The sequence below is a fragment of the Thiomicrorhabdus sp. genome, assembly GCF_041583835.1.
Classification (GTDB): domain Bacteria; phylum Pseudomonadota; class Gammaproteobacteria; order Thiomicrospirales; family Thiomicrospiraceae; genus Thiomicrorhabdus.
Map to the genome: position 1 here is coordinate 77,703 of NZ_JBFHFC010000006.1, position 18,824 is coordinate 96,526.

Annotated in this window: 15 protein-coding genes and 1 riboswitch; all 15 genes read right to left on the reverse strand. The window is 44.4% G+C overall.

Features of this window, described 5'->3' with window-relative positions; genetic code table 11:
* Positions 1-47: 47 nt before the first annotated feature.
* On the reverse strand, positions 48-2,135 hold the full coding sequence (locus ABY044_RS04995) for an EAL domain-containing protein (RefSeq protein WP_373018919.1): 2,088 nt from the start codon (positions 2,133-2,135) through the stop codon (positions 48-50).
* A gap of 290 nt (positions 2,136-2,425) precedes the next feature.
* On the reverse strand, positions 2,426-4,528 hold the full coding sequence (locus ABY044_RS05000; RefSeq protein WP_373018795.1) for an EAL domain-containing protein: 2,103 nt from the start codon (positions 4,526-4,528) through the stop codon (positions 2,426-2,428).
* Between the two features lie 392 nt (positions 4,529-4,920).
* A complete protein-coding gene (locus ABY044_RS05005) occupies positions 4,921-5,460 on the reverse strand; it encodes a chemotaxis protein CheW (RefSeq protein WP_373018797.1) in 540 nt (179 codons plus the stop codon).
* On the reverse strand, positions 5,460-7,688 hold the full coding sequence (locus ABY044_RS05010) for a methyl-accepting chemotaxis protein (protein ID WP_373018799.1): 2,229 nt from the start codon (positions 7,686-7,688) through the stop codon (positions 5,460-5,462). The genes ABY044_RS05005 and ABY044_RS05010 overlap by 1 nt, the downstream gene beginning before the upstream one ends.
* Before the next feature lie 404 nt (positions 7,689-8,092).
* A riboswitch (cyclic di-GMP riboswitch) is annotated at positions 8,093-8,189 on the reverse strand.
* A 154-nt stretch (positions 8,190-8,343) separates the two neighbouring features.
* The gene (locus ABY044_RS05015) at positions 8,344-9,258 is read right to left on the reverse strand and encodes a bile acid:sodium symporter family protein (RefSeq protein ID WP_373018801.1); all 915 of its coding nucleotides are present in this window, start codon (positions 9,256-9,258) and stop codon (positions 8,344-8,346) included.
* 80 nt (positions 9,259-9,338) lie between these two features.
* Positions 9,339-10,058, reverse strand: coding sequence for a DUF445 domain-containing protein (locus ABY044_RS05020; protein ID WP_373018803.1), 720 nt, complete (start codon positions 10,056-10,058; stop codon positions 9,339-9,341).
* Positions 10,059-10,175: 117 nt separating this feature from the next.
* Positions 10,176-10,556: a holo-ACP synthase gene (gene acpS / locus ABY044_RS05025; RefSeq protein WP_373018805.1), complete on the reverse strand. Its 381-nt coding sequence runs from the start codon at positions 10,554-10,556 to the stop codon at positions 10,176-10,178.
* Between the two features lie 9 nt (positions 10,557-10,565).
* A complete protein-coding gene (gene pdxJ / locus ABY044_RS05030) occupies positions 10,566-11,315 on the reverse strand; it encodes a pyridoxine 5'-phosphate synthase (RefSeq protein WP_373018807.1) in 750 nt (249 codons plus the stop codon).
* Between the two features lie 51 nt (positions 11,316-11,366).
* On the reverse strand, positions 11,367-12,089 hold the full coding sequence (gene recO / locus ABY044_RS05035) for a DNA repair protein RecO (RefSeq protein WP_373018809.1): 723 nt from the start codon (positions 12,087-12,089) through the stop codon (positions 11,367-11,369).
* A gap of 26 nt (positions 12,090-12,115) precedes the next feature.
* A complete protein-coding gene (gene era, locus ABY044_RS05040; protein ID WP_373018811.1) occupies positions 12,116-13,075 on the reverse strand; it encodes a GTPase Era in 960 nt (319 codons plus the stop codon).
* A 102-nt stretch (positions 13,076-13,177) separates the two neighbouring features.
* A complete protein-coding gene (gene rnc / locus ABY044_RS05045; RefSeq protein ID WP_373018813.1) occupies positions 13,178-13,888 on the reverse strand; it encodes a ribonuclease III in 711 nt (236 codons plus the stop codon).
* A gap of 2 nt (positions 13,889-13,890) precedes the next feature.
* Complete coding sequence (lepB, locus tag ABY044_RS05050) at positions 13,891-14,661, reverse strand: signal peptidase I (protein WP_373018815.1); 771 nt, start codon at positions 14,659-14,661, stop codon at positions 13,891-13,893.
* Positions 14,661-16,469, reverse strand: a complete 1,809-nt coding sequence (lepA, locus tag ABY044_RS05055; protein ID WP_373018817.1) for a translation elongation factor 4 — start codon at positions 16,467-16,469, stop codon at positions 14,661-14,663. Before lepA ends, lepB begins: the two co-directional genes overlap by 1 nt.
* Before the next feature lie 245 nt (positions 16,470-16,714).
* On the reverse strand, positions 16,715-18,193 hold the full coding sequence (locus tag ABY044_RS05060) for a DegQ family serine endoprotease (RefSeq protein ID WP_373018819.1): 1,479 nt from the start codon (positions 18,191-18,193) through the stop codon (positions 16,715-16,717).
* A gap of 91 nt (positions 18,194-18,284) precedes the next feature.
* Positions 18,285-18,749, reverse strand: a complete 465-nt coding sequence (locus tag ABY044_RS05065) for a SoxR reducing system RseC family protein (protein WP_373018821.1) — start codon at positions 18,747-18,749, stop codon at positions 18,285-18,287.
* Positions 18,750-18,824: the final 75 nt, after the last annotated feature.

Below are 18,824 nucleotides of genomic sequence, written 5' to 3' on the forward strand. Positions count from 1 at the left end.
GTTCAATCGATAAATCTGAGAAACTTCCATGCTTCGTCATGCAGCGTTTACTTGAATAACCCGGGAACCTCTTCCGGGGCAACCGGAGGACTGAACAAAAATCCTTGAGCGATATCGCAACCATGCTCTGCAAGAAATTCAAGTTGTCCGATGGTTTCCACCCCTTCTGCGACAACCTGCAATCCTAAACTATGCGCCATAGCGATGGTGGCAATAATCAATTCTTTGCTGCTGTCGACCTCTTCAAGATCCAGAATGAATTCGCGATCTATTTTAATGATATCAAATGGATATTTGCGCAAATAACTCAACGAAGAATAGCCTTTACCGAAGTCGTCCATCGAAATCTTCAACCCCAACTTTTCAAAGGCTTCCAATGTCGTTTGAATCGCTTCGGACTCTTGGATTAGCACGCCCTCAGTGATTTCAAATTCCAACATGCCCGGTTGTACACCATAAAGCCTCAGCAGACTTTCAACTTTATGTAACAAGTCGGGATCCTTAAACTGTACCGGCGATATATTGACCGCGATACTTAACGGTTTGTTCAGTTCTTGCTGCCATTTCACAACCATTTTCAAGGCTTCTTTGATAACAAATTCGCCAATCTGCAAGATCATCCCGTTTTCTTCTGCGACGGGAATAAACTCGTCGGGCGGTATACTTTCCATTTTGGGATGAAACCAACGCAATAACACTTCAAAGCCGGAGATTTCTCCACTTTTAATATCCAATTTAGGCTGAAAATGGGGCTGAAACTCACCGCGTTCCAGTGCGCCTATCATGGCTTGATCCAATTGCAGCTTGCGATTGATTTTTTCATTCATCGTCCGGTTATAGTAGGACAGATTATTTTTGCCGTTTTTCTTGGCATACTGCATGGCCGCCCCCGAATAACGGAAGACCGTCTGTGCCGCTTCACCGTCCGCAGGATAAAATGCAACACCGACACTCGCCGTGACATTCAACTCTCTACCTTTAATTTCGTATGGTCTCCTAAACTGCATCATTAAAGCTTCAGCCGTCCAATCCACTTCCGTCGGATCCTTTAAGCCACCGATGAGAACGACAAAGGTATCACCGTCAAACCGCCCAGCCGTATCGCCAAAGCGTAATGTTTGCTGTATACGCTTGGCAAATTCAATTATGAACTGATCCCCGACGCTAAACCCCAAACTGCTATTAATCTTGTTTAAGTTGTCCAAACCGATCGTCAAAACCGCGACGTATTCATTCTCTCTTCTTGCCTCTTTAATCAACTGGTTTAAACGGTCGTTCACCAGAAAACGATTCGGAAAATCGGTCAAGGAATCGTAATTCGATTGATGTTGAAGTTGATCGGAAACCTCACGAATTTTGCGTTTGAGTGTCAAATTCCAAACCAGAAAAACCACCAAAACCATAGCGAAAACAGCAAGATACTGGGCAATTTTCCAATAGCTTATACCTGCGTCAACCTTGACTCCAATCCATTTTTTGAAAATGGCATTTTTCTCTTCCTGGGTAATGGAATCCAACGCCTTTTGAATTGCCGAGCGTAATAGTGGCCAGTCATCCCGAACAGCTACCGAAAGATCGACGCGTTGCTTGAGCTGAACGGCAACCTTGATGTTGGTCAAGCCTTCCTTTCGCATCCAATAACTGACCGTAGCAAGATTACCGACATAAGCGAAAACCTTACCATTCGCAACGGCATTCAAAGCATCCAGATTCTCCTTATACAGAGACTGCTTGATTTCCGGATAACGAACCATGATCTGATTGATAGTTTGAGAATCTTTCTGGTAGGAAACCGTCTTGCCCGCTAATGCCGACAAGTCTTCGACATAACCCACATTATCCCGAGTCACAATGACAATGCCCTGGGAGAGGTAAGGTTTGGTAAATAACAAAAAGTTACGGCGAGCAGGTGTCGTCTGGGCAATGGAAAGAACATCTAATTCCTTTTTTTCCGCTTTTGCCAGAACCGCTGACCATGGCGATGCCGGTATAAGCTTAAAAGTGATGCCTAAACGATCTACGACTAATTTCATGAAATCGGCCGCAATGCCTTCATATTGTCCTTTTGCTCCGATTAACTCAAACGGCGGCCAGCCGAAATCCCCGCCAATACGAATGACGGGATGTTCCGACAGCCATTTTTTTCAGCTTCGGACAGATTCAACTCTTGTTGAACAGGCTCGTCAGCCGCCTTAGAAAGGTTAGAATACAAAACAGAAAAGATTAGGAAAAGCAGTATGAAACTACTCGAGATTTTTAGTCGATCAAAATGAAAGGCTTCTATGATTTTAGTCATCTACATCGATAATCCAGTGGGATAAGGTTTCAAGACTATTATAAAAATAATGATTTAACAATGCCTTTTTAATGGATATGCAAACTAAAGATCGCGACAACAATTAAATCGCATTAAAAGCTCAATTAATCAAGCCGACAAAAGATCCGCTAACGGTTCACCAAACAGGTAACCTTGCAAACTATCGACGGAAAGGTTCTTAACGTAATTATAAACTTCCTCGTCAGCGACAAACTCGGCCACCGTCTGAATATTCAACTTGCCGGCGAAATCCAAAATGGTTTCGGTTATGACCTGTGACGAAGGGTTTTTATGAATATCGCGAATAATAGAACCGTCGATTTTAATGAAATCTACATCCAAACGCATAATATAGGCAAAGTTGGAATAACCGGCTCCAAAATCGTCAATGGCAATTTGCACGCCGTAACGTTTTACCTCTTGAATGAATCGATTGACCACGTCATAGTTCTGTATCCCTTCCGATTCAACGATTTCGAAAATCACGCGCTCTGCAAAGTCGCAATTGCGCACCTTTTCCAGCACCCAGTTACTGATAGACGGGTCGTCGATGTCTTCAATGGACAGATTGATCGAGAACGCATAAGGTTGTTCGGCAAACTTAGCGAATGATTTATCAATCATACGTTTCGTTAACTGCGAATACAGTTTGAGTTTTTTGGCGACATCCAAAAAATAATAAGGCGAAACCACCGTACCGTCGTCTTCAACAATCCTGACCAAACATTCATAACGTTCGATCTCCAAGGTATGCGTATTTACGATTGGCTGATAGAACGGTACCAAACGGTCTTCGTCCATTGCATCGCGCAAGCGCTGAATCCAAATCAAATTCGATTCGTATCCCTGCTTAATATTCAGATCCGGTTTATAAAAAACATAATCTTTATGCTGCTTCTTAGCCATTTTCAGGGCCATATCCGCAGCGATCAACACGTCTTTAACAGGTTCACCAACCTTCAATGACGAGGCCATACCCGCCGTAAGCGTCACATTAATGTGGGCATTGCCGACATCGAATCCTTCGGAAGAAATCTGCAACAATATACCGTAAACAAATCTTTCGAACTCATCTTGATCCCAATCTTGTTGAATAACCAGGGCGTACTCGTCTACCGGCAGCTTGTAAAGAGTGATCGGCATCCCCGTCACTAATTGCTGCAATCGCAAAGCGACTTCTTTAAGCAATTGATCGGCTATTTCATGGCCGTAAAAAGAATTTATTTCATTGAAACTATCGATGTTAAACAATACGATCAACGCTTTATTAACGCTTTTCTCAATATCCGCCAAAAGTTTATTACGGTTTGAAAAGCCGGTCAGACTATCGTGGAATAGGCGATACGTCAGTGTATTGGTTGATTGCACCAACGGAGTGATATCGTAACTGATGTTGACCAGTTCTCGGACTTCTCCCGATTCATCCAAAATAGGAACGATACAGGATTCAAAATGAAGTGATTTCCCTTCCCTTGTGTTAAAAACGATTCGTCCCGTCCAGGTCTTTCCATTTACAACATGTTGCTTAATATCCGGAAACTTCAATTGGGATTCGTCATTCCAACAACAAGTACTTTCTCTTCCGATATACTCCGCTTCGCTATACCCGAGTAACTCACATAAAGCTCTATTCACTTCGGTCACTCGGTCGTTCAAATCGTATTTGCTTACCAAGCTACTGGTATCCAGAGCCTTTTTATAACTGGATAAAAAGGCCATCTGTTCGTGTAAGCTCTGAGTGCGGCTCGCCACCATCGCCGACAAGTTTTGATTATAATGTTCCAATTCTTTGGCAGAACGAGCCAGTTCTTTATTCAATTCATGAACTTGGGTCAAATCGCGAATGCTGACAATAAAACCGGGCTTACCCTCTTCATCCAACAACAACTGAACATTTTTAGATATGTTGACCAGCGAACCGTCTCGACGTTTAAAGGTGGTTTCTTGATCTCGACAAGATCCCTTTTCCAAAACTTCGGCATGACAGGCCGCCAAAATATTCAAATCACCTAAATACTCGGTAATTTCAGTTCCGATCAACTCTTCTTTTTTAAATCCCATTAAGGTGCAAAAGGCAGGATTGGCATAAGAAATTATTAATAAATGATTCAGCGTGAACACACCATCCGGAAACGCCTCGATGATGTGTTTCAACAAGGAGAACCCATGACTCTGCTGCGTGTTATGTTCTAACTGTATTGGATTCGTCATTCAGAATAATATTCCAGATTAAGAGATTCACAAAACTGCGTTTCAGCCATTCTACCTAAAAACCGCTAAATCAAAAAAAAAGTATGATAGATACTATATATGAATCCCATAAAATATGTAATGGCATTCCACTCAATCCATTCTACTTTTCACTGTTCAAACGCTAAAAATCGGCCACTAAACCATACGATGAATCTTGCCAAATACTAAAATAATGAGCCAGGCAAGCCGAGTAAGTTTTTCCGAATCATCATTAAGCTAAGCGCAACATCCGCTCAACCGCTTTAATTAAGACATCATGCGACACAATAAGTAATAGTGAGACTGTTTGATTAATTTAAAATATCCTGTTAATTATTAACAGGATATTTAGACAGTGTTGAAAAAACTGGTTAAGTTTTAACAATTTCTTGAAAGATACCTTGGTGTAATAAATTATCGACATTAAGCACAATAATCATATTTTCACCAATGCTAGCCAACCCTTGAATAAACTCGTCACTGATGCGATCACCGGACTGGAATGATGGAGCGGCCTGCAAGTTTTCAAGATCAATATCTTCAACATCACTCACACCATCAACCACGAGACCTACGATTTTTTGTCGATTTTCAGCAACGTCGTTACTTTCCATTTTAGTAATAATAACGACCGTACTATCATCATAGGTTGCTTCGCCAATTTGAAACCGTTGACGCAAATCCACAATAGGCACCACTGAACCGCGCATATTAATCACGCCTTTCACATAATCAGGCACACTAGGTAACTTTGTGGTTTTTTCCCAGCCTCTAATTTCCTGAACACGCAGGATATCGATTCCATACGTTTCGGAAGCCAGTGAAAAGGTCAAATACTGTCCTAAATGATTGTCCTCTTTCCGACTTCCTGATTCCGGCTCGAACTGAGCTCTTTGTTCAATCGCATCCATTAGAAATTACTCCACTCACCCGAGTCATTGCCCATGTTTGAAGTCGACATTGCACCTTCATTCAAAACCGCCTTAGGTTGCGATTTATGTGTAGGCAGAGCAGCAACAGGAGTTCTATTTTCAGGAGCCTTCAGACTCAGCGAAGCGTTATCTCTTCCTGTTTTAAAAAACGCCATATCCTGACGCAATACATTCGATTGCTCACTCATGCTTTCTGCCGCTGCCGTTGTTTCTTCAACCAAAGCCGCATTTTGCTGGGTAACTTGGTCAATCTGATTAATTGCAACATGAACTTGAGCCACCCCATTTGCCTGTTCTGCAGAGGCAGATGCAATTTGCTGAACCATTTGCGTGACGGCATCGATGGATTCATTAATGGCGTTAAGCATTTCACCTGACTGCGACGCCAACTGTGTACCTTGGCCGATACGACTCACACTTTCATCAATCAAAGTTTTAATATCTTTGGCTGCTTCAGCTGACTTTTGTGCCAAAGCCCGGACTTCGCCGGCAACCACAGCAAAACCACGACCATGATCTCCAGCTCGTGCGGCCTCAACTGCCGCATTCAACGCCAACAGGTTAGTCTGGAAAGCAATGCCGTCAATCAACGTAACAATATCCGCAATTTTATGACTAGACTCTTGAATCGCATTCATTGCTTCAATCGTCTTATGCATGATTCCGCTACCCTCATTAGCTTGATTTTGAGCACTTTTTGCAACATCGGCAGCTCGTTGGGAATTTTCAGTATTCGATTCTACCGCCGAGTTCATCTCATTCATTGTAGAAGAGGTTTCTTCCAGCGCTGCCGCCTGTTCTTGAACTCGTTGACTCAAATCAGAAGAACCTCTGGATACCTCTTCGGCCGCGCTATTTACAATATTAGATGCCGCTACCGCTTTTGAAACAACCTCGATCAACTTCTGTGCAGAAGTGTTGACAGCCTGCTTCAAGGTTTCTAGATCGCCACGATATTGAACATTGATAATATTGGTCAAATCTCCTTCCGATTGCGCTACTACCACGCGAATGATTTCTGCCATTGCGCTGTCTAAATCCTGCATTGAACTATTAATACGCTGCTTCATCAAATCCAGTTCACCACGGGCATCAACCGTTACACGTTCTTGGAAACGTCCATCCTGCATTGCCCCCATCACATTATTGATGTTGGCAATAACTTCATTGATTGCACTCATCGCTTCCGAAGTATTAACAAGCATCGTTCTGTATTCGCCTTGTGCCTGAGTATTCACGTCAACATCAAACTGACCTTCATACAGAGACTTCATCACACGACCTAACTCAGTCATGATATTCGTGACATTGTCGGCACTGGTATTGATACCTTCTTTAAGCTTATTTAAATCACCGACATATTCACGAGTAATGCGTTGCGAAAAATCACCCTGCGCCAAAGCGCCAATGGTATTGTTAGAATCCGCAATGGCGTTTTCCATACTTTTCAGCAAACTATTCAGCGCTTCAACTGACATACCGATTTCGTCGCGGTTCAATACTTCAACCTGCTTATCAAACTGACCGGTTTGCACTACTTCCTGCATAGCTTGCTGCATAGCCACTACGGGACGTACCACTACACGCATGATCCACATAAAGAATCCACCGCCTACAATCAAGGAAACAACCAGAATAACCAGTGTAATCGTCTTTGCAAATTGACCTGCGGCACTCCCCTCATCTGAAGATTTTTTACTCAGCTCATTTTGGAAATTAGCAAACTCTCTCAGTGCATCACGGTAAACTTTGCTAGCTTCACGCGATTCACGAGACAGTAAATTCTCTTTTGCAGCTTCTATTTTTCCTGAACTCACCAAATCGACTATCTCATTCACCCTGGCGCTTTGCGGCTTACGTGCTTGATTCGTTTTTTCTAAAAACGCTCGCCCTTCCGGTGACTTGATAGTCTCATCTAAATATTTATAAGATTCGGTATTGGCACTACGACTTCTTTTAATGCGATTGATTATGCTATCGCGCACCTCCTGTGAATTTGCCAATATTAATTGTGATAGGTCACGTTCCACTCCAGCACGCCGTTGATCGATTCCCAACAATGCAACCACCTTGGGAACGCGATCATCCACCACGACATCCATTGAGTTATTAATTTTGTCGATCTGCATTAGTGAGACAACCCCCAATATAATCGACATCAATATCAACATTGAAAATGCCAAAACCAATCTAAGTTTGACTGTCATAACAGCTCCTTAATTTAATAATTTTTAACTAAATCTTTTCTTTATCGAACAATCCAACCAGTAGTTTTTACTAATTCATCAAAAAATTAATCGGTTTTAAAAAATGTTTACGGTCTATCCGTCCGGCCTATGTCTTGAAAGGAGGTAAATATCAGACTAATAACTAAACATGTAATAAAAGGTACCTTTGCTTAAAGAAACCTAAAACTAAACGCGAAAAACTTCTTTTAAAACCCATTTATTTTCAAACTAATGTTGAAACGGAAACAGAATCGCCAGAGCAATCCAAACACTATGAAATCTTTTTGAAGCTAAAAATTAAATTGAAGGCACAAAGTGCGAGAAGTGAATTTTAATAAGGCATAGGAAACTACATCAAATAGCTTGACCATAGCACGTTATTATTTGGCAACCGGCTATCTTAAAAACCCTGATTAAACAGTACCCTCAAGACCCTTGGCTTTCCGTCCTTGCTTCACAACAAGTTTGGCACAACAAATTTAAGGGGCGAAATATACATAAACAGTAGGGTTTTGGTCAATGTTTTTTAGTATAAAAATGTTCTTTTTCATTAAAGAAACTTATTAACCAGGGATAAGTACTTATAAATTGGCAGGGAAACAGAACAGAGAGTTCAATAGAAACATAAATTCAATTATCGTTGATTTTTACCTTTAACTTGCCAATAGCTCGCAAACAGAGAACCCGATAGATTATGCCAAATACTAAACAATGCACCCGGCAAAGCACTGGCGGCGGAAAAATATTTAAGCGCCAAGGCGACACTTAAACCGGAGTTTTGCATACCGACTTCAATCGCAACCGTCCGTGCAATCTGCGAATCGTATCCCAGCTTACGGCTGATCCAATACCCACTGAATAATCCGAACAAATTATGTAAAACGACCGCAGCCATTAGACTCACGGCAATCGCGGCTAAATTGGCTTGATTGAGACCGACCACAATCGCAATAATCAGGACGATTGCCGACATCGACAGCATTGGAAACAGTTGATTCAAAAATTGCATTCGTTGACCTAACCAATGATTAACCAGCATTCCGATACTTAACGGCACGACAATCAACTTAAATAAACTGAGCATCATCGCGCCGACAGGCACATGAACGCCCTGTCCAAGATACAACCAAGTCAATGCCGGTAACATCACCACCGCCAGTAGAGTCGAAATCATGGTCATACTTACCGACAAAGCAACGTTGCCGTTAGCCAAATAGGTCATTACATTCGATGCGGTTCCTCCCGCCGTAGCGCCGACCAACATCATGCCGACCGTCAGTTCAGTTGATAGGTCAAACAATCTTGAGATCAAAAAGGCAGCCAAGGGCATAACCAAAAATTGAATTGTAACCCCAATACCGACTACTCGCTTCAGCCGCCAAACCGATTGAAAATCCTGCCAACGTAAGGTAAACCCCATTCCCAACATGACTGCCATTAATAACGGAACGATCCACCCTTTCAGATCCGCGAACACTTGCGGAGAATAAAATGCAATGATAGAGAACAGCAGAGCCCATAAGGGAAAAAGAATTGTAATTCGTTGCACAGTACCAGTCCTCAAAACGGAATTAAAAAACCCAACAAGTCTGTTGGGTTTTAGTTGGGTTTTAACTTGCTTATCGAAGATTAGAATTGGATATAGCTTGAGACCAAAGCGGAGATCAAACCGATCAGGCCGCCGAACACACCACCCCAGACTACCAGCCAACCTAGATGCTCTTTAATCATCTGTTGTACCATTTGCTTGACCAGTTGCGGCGTCAATTCCGCTAGGCGGGCATCGATAATCTCTTCGATTTTTGCTTGAATGTCGGACATCACATCCGGCTGATCTACCTCGTCTTGCAACAACTTTAGAAATTTTTCGTCTTCCGTCATTTCGATCAATGCGGTTTTCATATTGCTGACAAACGGTTCTTTAAGCGGATTCAAGGCATCCGCCCCGCCAAACATTCCCAACATGCTTCCAAATGACGAATTCATGATTACTTGCACCAACTTATCGAAAGCCGGCGTCAGATCAACCTTCTCGATAACTGGAGAAAGTTTCAGGTGGGTATGAAGTTGCGGCTGTCCGCTGACAAAACGGTCAATGTTTTCCTGGTTGAAAAACTGTTGCATCATCAATTCTCTAATCGCCGTTTTAAACGCTTCGAAACGATTGGGAATAACACCGGAACCATACAGCCCGGGGACTTTCTCAAACAACATGTAAATCGCCAACCAGTTCGTCAACGCGCCCGACAAAGCGAACAAGCCTGTCCAAAACATCAGTGAATTCGAAAATAAGATACCGGCCAGAAGTAAAACACTCGCCAGCAAATTGGTAATCAAACTTTTATTCATTACAAAGTTCCATTAAAAATGATTCATCTACCACTTTGAAAGAGATTAAACCGCACAGAAATAACCCCGTCCGATAATTTAACGGGGTTCAAGAATAACGCCGATTGTTCGTATCGGTTAACGGCTTTCCGCAATGGCAAATGCGACAGCATGCGTTTTCTCGTCGCTAACGCTGACCTGCCAATGCGTGATACCCAGCCTTTTTGCAGTTTGTTGGGCGACGCCATCCAACTCCAAGTACGGTTGTCCGCTAGGAGCGTTTTTGATGGTCATATCATGAAACGACACACCTTGGGCAATACCGGTACCCAGCGCCTTCGAAACCGCTTCCTTTAATGCCCATCGCTTTGCCAGATAACGCTCCGGAAAACGATGCTGACTAAAACGCTGCCACTCCTGTTCGGAGAGTAAGCGCCGAGCAAACGCTTCGCCTTGGCGTTGATACACTTTGGCGATACGATCGACATCAACGATATCGGTTCCGATTCCAACAATCACGCTCAATACCTAATCGTTCAAATACGCTTGCTGACGCGCTTCTACCATCAGACGTTTCATTTCGCGAATGGCTTCCGGCAATCCTGAAAATACCGCTTGCGCAATGATGGCATGCCCGATATTCAACTCTTCAATCTCTTTGATAGCGGCAATCGCCTGTACGTTATGATAGTGCAAACCGTGTCCGGCATTAACCACCAAGCCCAAACGGGTCGCATATTCCGCAGCATGGCGGATACGTTGCAACTCTTCGGCGACTTCGTTCGGTTTTTCCAATTCTGCATACGTTCCGGTATGCAGTTCGATGACCGGCGCTCCGACTTCTTTGGCCGCTTCGATCTGTCTTTCGTCCGGATCGATAAACAATGACACTCGGCATCCGGCTTCGGCAAGACGGCTGCAAACTTCGGTCAACCACTCTTTTTGCCCGGCGACATCCAAACCGCCCTCGGTCGTCAACTCTTCGCGCTTTTCCGGAACCAAACACACGTCTTCCGGTTCATATTGGCAGGCGATATTGACCATCTCTTCGGTCGCCGCCATTTCCAAATTCACTTTGGTCTGACGCATTGCCGAAATCTTCGCTACGTCTTCGTCCTGAATATGACGGCGATCTTCGCGAAGATGCAAAGTGATACTGTCGGCTCCGGCCATTTCTGCATCCAGTGCAGCCTTGATAGGATCGGGATAGCGTGTACCTCTGGCTTGTCTTAAGGTGGCCACGTGATCAATATTCAATCCTAAAAAAATAGGCGACATAAAATTTTCTCCAAAACGATAATAACAATAGGTAACTAAACCGACCGCCAATCAGCGAAACAACTGACGGGCCAGAATCGGTTTGGAACCCAAATACAATTTTAATACATGACGCAATAAACGCTTCCATACAGGAAGGCATTGTTCGCAAAACTGCAAACGCGACAATTTCAATAAACACTCACCGGAAATCAAGACACCGTTTCCGCTAACTTCTTCATCGCTGGTAGGGTAAGCCCCCATTTCCGGATAGAAAAGATAGTTCAAATCAGGTTGAATCGGATTATGCTGAGCGTCGGACTCGCAATTCAAATTCAACCCCATCGCTTCCAGCAATTGAAACTCGAACTGGCGTAACACCCAAGCCTGCTCAATTCTATTTTGACTGCGCAATAACGCAAACAGTGCCTGTTCGTAATGATCGAATAACGTATCCACCGCCACGCCGTTATAGAGCAGACGATAAAGGATTTCATTCAAATACAAACCGCAAAAACTGCTTTCGGCTTCCAGAGGAAACCGTAAGGTATCAGCCTCAAAAGCCCTTAAAGAAACCAAGTCGGAAGACGCATTGGGCTTTTCCCGCCACTCCACCAAGAGTTTTTGAAAAGGTTGTAAAATCGCCCCTTTAGAGGCCGAACGTTTAGTTTTGCTTCGCGCGCCCTTAATGACGGCATTAAGCTTGCCGTGATCCGGCGTTAGCAATGTCGCTATGACACTGGTTTCGCGATAAGGACGGCTATGTAAAATATAAGCGGGCTGGCAAACGTCCATCTGTCCGATCTGCGGAATGAATTGAATTAACGACTGTAATCGTCGTTATACCCTAAACTGGCCAAGGCTCGTGCATCGTCGGACCAGTTCTCTTTTACCTTAACCCACAATTCCAAGTGAACACGACTGTCCATTAAGGCAATCAAGTCTTTACGGGCCTGGGTTCCCATTTTCTTGATCACTTCGCCCTTGTTACCGATAACGATTTTCTTTTGCCCCGGACGTTCCACCAGAATCAGAGCATGAATCACCCAACGTTCTTCCTGCTCGTCATATTTAAATTCTTCGATTTCAACCGTCGCACCATAAGGCACTTCTTCACCCAAAGTACGCATTAACTTTTCTCGGATTATCTCGGAAGCCAAGAAACGGGTCGAGCGGTCGGTGATATCGTCCTCCGGAAAGATTGCAGGCTGCTGCGGAATGAACTTCAAAACCTCGGCCACAATTCGATCCAGACCATTCTTTTGATAAGCGGAAACCGGAATCAACGTGACCATGTCGACTTTCTCGCCGATCATCTGTAAGAACGGGAATAATTCTTCCTTTTTCTTAATCTTGTCGATTTTATTAACGACGACGATCACCGGAACATTCACGTTTTTAAGTTTATTGGCAACCGCCTGATCTTCCTGCGACCAACGTCCCGCCTCAACCACAAACAAAATCACGTCAACATCGGCAAACGCACTGTTGGCAGTACGATTCATGTAATCGTTGATACTCTTCTGTCCGCCCAGGTGCATACCCGGAGTATCGACGTACACGATCTGATAAGTATCCGTGGTATGAATTCCGTGAATACGATGACGTGTAGTTTGAGGTTTGTGTGACGTAATGCTCAGTTTCTGTCCGAGCAGCTCGTTCATGATGGTGGATTTGCCCACATTAGGGCGTCCGATAACGGCAGCAAAACCGGATTGAAAATCGGTTTGGCTTGGCTCAGTCAATTGATCTGAACTCTGGTTTAAATCCGAAATATCCATTTTAAATGCCTTCTATAACAACGTATGTATTTGATGTGCATGAAAAACCTGTCACAAAAGCAGGCAATTCACGTCTTGAACTGAATAGGATTACTGTAAAAATTATTGATTTTCCAACGCTTCCAAAGCGATTTCCGCCGCTTTTTGTTCCGCTTTACGACGACTGGATGCCGTGGCTTCAAATTTGGTATTTAACTTGGCCACATAACAAGACACAGTGAAATCTTGTGCATGTGCCGCACCGTTGACGCTGATAATGCTGTATTCGGGAAGCGGTTCCTGTCTTGACTGCAACCACTCCTGCAAACGCGTTTTCGGGTCCTTGCCGATCTTACTCGGATCCAGCTCCTGAAGACGTTTTTCATAAAAACGATTCACCAACTCGCGACAAGCATCCAATCCGCCGTCTTCATAAACCGCGGCGATGATCGCTTCGACACTGTCGGCAATAATCGAATTGCGACGGAAACCGCCACTTTTCAATTCGCCGGGACCCAATACCAGATAATCGCTAAGCTCGTATTCTTTACCGATGACCGCCAACGTATCACCTTTCACCAGGTGCGCGCGAACCCGGCTCATATCTCCTTCCGGTAGCTTGGTGAATTGATGGAATAACACATCCGCAATCATAAAGTTAACCAGGCTATCACCCAAAAACTCTAAACGTTCATTGTTTTTCGCACCCACGCTACGGTGAGTCAATGCGTTTTGCAAAAACTCGATGTTATTGAATTGATAACCCAGTTTTTTTGACAATTGTTGAAGTTTTGACTGACGCTCTACACTCAATGAAGCAGATTGATCTTTCATAATCACTCAATCCCTTTCCCAAGTCGATTCAGGTGGATGCCGTTGTCCCAGTTCATCCAAATACCAAACGCTCGACCTTTTAAGTTTTTCTCAGGTACAAAGCCCCAGAAACGACTGTCGTTACTGTGATCGCGATTATCGCCCATAACGAAATAATGCCCTTCGGGAACCGTAATGGTATCCATGTCATGACTGACCTTATCCATATCGTGCAATACCTGATAATGATGACCGTTATCCATGGTTTCAATCACAATATTGGCACCGTTCATCACTGCACCGGAATCATTGCCTAGATACTTACCGTCCGTTTGTTGACCAATCGGCTTACCGTTTACAAACACCGTGCGTTCGATATAAGTAATCTTATCGCCCGGCAGACCGATAATGCGTTTGATGTAATCGACATCCGGATCTTTAGGGTAACTGAAAACAACCACATCACCACGTTGCGGTTCGCCAATCGGAATGATTTTAGTCTGGGTAACAGGCAACTTAATCCCGTACGAGAACTTGCTGACCGCAATAAAATCACCGATTTCCAGTGTCGGATACATAGAACCGGACGGAATTCTAAACGGCTCGATTACAAACGAACGCAGAATCAAAACCACCAGAAAAACTGGAAACAACGAACGGGAATACTCGATCAACAACGGTTCTCTTTCCGTCGTCAAAGCACCTTCACGCTTAGGGCGCCAAACGAGTCGATCCACATAAACAATCACACCGGTCACCGCAGTAACGATGACTAAAATCAACTCAAAACTCATTAGGACTCCCCTCCTGTATCCAGAATAGCCAAGAACGCTTCTTGCGGTAATTCAACACTACCGATCGACTTCATGCGCTTCTTACCTTCTTTCTGTTTTTGTAATAATTTCTTCTTACGCGAGACGTCCCCACCGTAACACTTCGCCGTTACATTTTTACGCAATGCCTTAACATTCGTACGCCCGATGATTTTAGCACCAATCGCCGCTTGAATCGCCACATCGAACATTTGACGCGGGATGACTTCTCGTAATTTCTCGATAATCACCTTACCGCGTTGAACGGCAAAGTTACGGTGAACGATAACCGCTAAAGCGTCCACTGGCTCACCGTTAATCAAGAAGTCCATTCTAACCAGGTCGTCCGCCTGGAAGCGTTTGAATTCATAATCCATCGAAGCGTAACCGCGGCTACAGGATTTTAAACGATCAAAGAAATCCAAGACAACTTCGTTCAACGGCAGTTCGTAGTTAATGGAAACCTGACCACCTGAATATTGCATATCCTTTTGCACACCGCGTTTTTCAATACACAGTTTCATCACCGCACCGACATACTCCTGCGGTACAAGGATATTCGCCTGAATAATCGGCTCTCGAATTTCTGCAATGATACTCGGATCCGGCAGTTCGGACGGATTATCAATTTTAAGCGTCTCACCCTTCTTGGTCAGCAACTCATAAACTACCGTCGGCGCCGTCGTGATCAGATCCAGATCATACTCACGTTCCAAACGCTCCTGGATGATCTCCATGTGCAACATGCCCAGGAAACCACAACGGAAACCGAAACCTAAGGCTTCCGAAGTTTCCGGTTCAAAGTGAAGCGCGGCGTCGTTCAATCGAAGTTTACGTAAAGCTTCGCGTAGATCTTCATAGTCTTCGGAACTGATCGGGAACAATCCTGCAAAAACGCGTGGTTGTGCAGGTTTGAAGCCCGGTAACGGCTCGACTTCCGGTCTTGCCGCATCCGCTAGAGTATCACCGACCGGTGCACCGTCGATATCCTTAATACCCGAAATGACATACCCTACTTCTCCGGCCGACAAAAACGGCTTGGAAGTGCGTTTAGGTGTAAAAATCCCAACATCATCAACCAAATATTCTTCTTTGGTCGACATTACTTTCATTTTGGTTTTCTTACCGATCTTACCGTCAATGACTCGAACCAATGAGACGACCCCCAGATAGTTATCGAACCAAGAATCGATAATCAACGCTTTTAAAGGGGCATCCGGATCACCTTCCGGTGGCGGAATTTTGCTGACGATCTCTTCCAACGTCTCTTCGATCCCAATCCCCGCTTTCGCACTGGCACGCACGGCATCGACGGCTTCAATACCGATAATCTCTTCAACCTCTTCGATGACTCTCTCCGGATCGGCTGCCGGCAAATCGATCTTATTCAGCACCACCAACACTTCCAGACCTTGTTCGATTGCGGTATAACAGTTGGCGACCGTCTGAGCTTCAACACCTTGCGAAGCATCTACGACTAACAAAGCCCCTTCACAAGCGGCCAATGAACGCGATACTTCATAAGAGAAGTCAACGTGGCCGGGCGTATCGATGAAATTCAACTGATAGGTATTGCCGTCTTTAGCTTTGTAATTGAGCGTTACACTCTGCGCCTTGATGGTAATGCCGCGCTCGCGTTCGATATCCATTGAATCCAAGACCTGAGCGGACATTTCCCGATCAGTCAATCCACCGCACAAATGAATAAAGCGATCGGCAATGGTCGATTTACCATGATCGATATGAGCGATAATTGAAAAATTTCGAATCAATTTTAAGGCGTCTGACATTTAAGCTCCAACAATAAACAAGGTGCGCTATCCTCTAAATCCATTCTCGGTATTTAGGAATTTTATGCTACAAAAAAAGGGGCTGGCAGCCCCTTTCTCCTCTTCACTTTGTGTACTATTCAGATTAAAAAGTGGAGAGGATACGGTTCAAAATCTAATGGTAGCGTATTTTACGATAAATTCGCCCTTTACGCAGAGATAAATCACATAGATTTCAAGCCTTTCATCTCCATTTAACGCCGACTTTATTTACCGACGACCAACGGTAAAAACAGTGAGCGTTTATTGCGCACCACTCTTACCGGTAAAGATCGGCCGGCAGGCGCCTGCTTTAGAATCTGGCGCAAAGAATCGACATTCTTGACCGGTTGGAAATCGATGGTGACGATAATATCGCCCGGACGAATTCCCGCCTTGCTGGCCGCACCGTCACTGACGGAAAGTACTTTGACGCCGAATGGAATATTCAAAGCCTCAAGCTCGTCTTTTTCCAACGCTTCGACCACGGCACCCAAACGGTCATCCTGGAAGGCACCGCCATCCGCAGAAGCCACTTGCTCGGCCTTATCAAGTTCGGTCAATTTAACGGTAACCGTTACCTCTTTACCTTGACGCAACAACAACACTTTAATAGGTGTATCAATCTTGGCTACGCCCACCAAAGGCGGCAAGTCTGCAGATTTCTTAACTTTTTGGCCGTTAAATTCCAGAATAATATCTCCCGCACGAATACCGGCACGTTCTGCAGGCGTATCCGGATAGGTCTCGCCAACCAACGCGCCCGTCGGCACTTCCATCCCGAACGACTTGGATAAATCGCTGGTGACTTCTTGAACCTGAACCCCCAAGAAACCGCGCGCAACCTTACCGCTGTCTTTCAACTGCGCGGCTACGTTCATCGCGATATCGATCGGAATCGAGAAAGACAAGCCCATGGAACCGCCGTTTTTGCTGTATATCTGAGAGTTGATTCCCACAACCTCTCCGTTCAGATTAAACAACGGACCGCCAGAGTTACCAGGGTTAATGGACACATCGGTCTGAATAAACGGTACATAGGTATCGTCCGGCAACGAACGTCCGATCGCGCTGACAATACCGTGAGTCACCGTATAATCCAAACCGAACGGTTCACCAATCGCAAGCACCCACTGCCCAACCTTCAAATCTTTCGATGCACCGATTTTTGCAACCGGCAAATTATCCGCATCGATTTTCAATAAAGCGACGTCGCTTTTCGGATCGGTTCCAATAACCTTCGCTTTAAGCTCCTTACGGTCACGCATACGTACGACAATGTCATCCGCACCGTCGACCACGTGGTTGTTAGTCAAAATATATCCGTCTTTACTGATGATAAAACCGGAACCCAAAGAGTGCACTTCCTGTTGCGGCATCTGTTGCGGCAACGCTTCCTGTCTATCCCCGCCCGGAGCGCCTTGCCCCATACCCGGAATTCCGAAGAAGTAACGCAACAAGTCTTCAGGCATTCCCTGGAACTGCGGAGGTCTTGCCTGCTTTACTTTTTTAGTGGTGCTGATATTAACGACAACCGGACTATTATCCGCCGCTAATTGAGAGAAATCCGGCAATCCATAATATTGCGCCGTCTTATCAACCGTGTTCTCTTTAACTTGCGGTTCATTGCTCGACATCGCATAGGGTGCTTGAACCATAAACAGAAGACCTGTCATCACCCAGGCTAAAAAATAAACTTTTTTCATATTCCCTACCTTATCCATAAACCTAAGAAAATTTAATCGTACAAGAAAAAATCTCATAAAACTCTTAAAAAACACTTGAGAGATATTGTTCTTATTTTAAGATTTTTGCCAACACAGGGAGTGTCGGCTTATAGAAGTGACGCGTAAACAACCAGCCTGAAAACAGACCGAACAGGCCGCCTAAAATTGACACTAAGTCCGCCTGTTCCCCGTCAATTCCAAACCATGCCTGCCCCAATGCCTTAAACACAATTGCAAACAGAAACAAACCGACTAACGGCAATCCATAAGCCATAAACGAATACTTGACCAACTTGGACTCATCCAAACTTAACTCAACCTGATCGCCTACTTCGGCCTGTAACGTATTCAACACCCTCAAAGGCTTTTTGCTGGTCGAAGAAAACAGCTTGGACAACGCCGCCGTACCGCAACCGGATTCCGATTGGCAACCTCCGCAACCGCTTTGCTGTGCGGTTTCGATCAACACAAACGGTTCCTCAACTGCAACCACACGCCCTTGTGTGATTAATAAATTGTCTTCATTAACACTCATAACCTATAAAACCTTGCATTTCGAGGATGGTAAACTACTATAAAGATTCGCTTAACCCCGGTATTTCCCTATAAT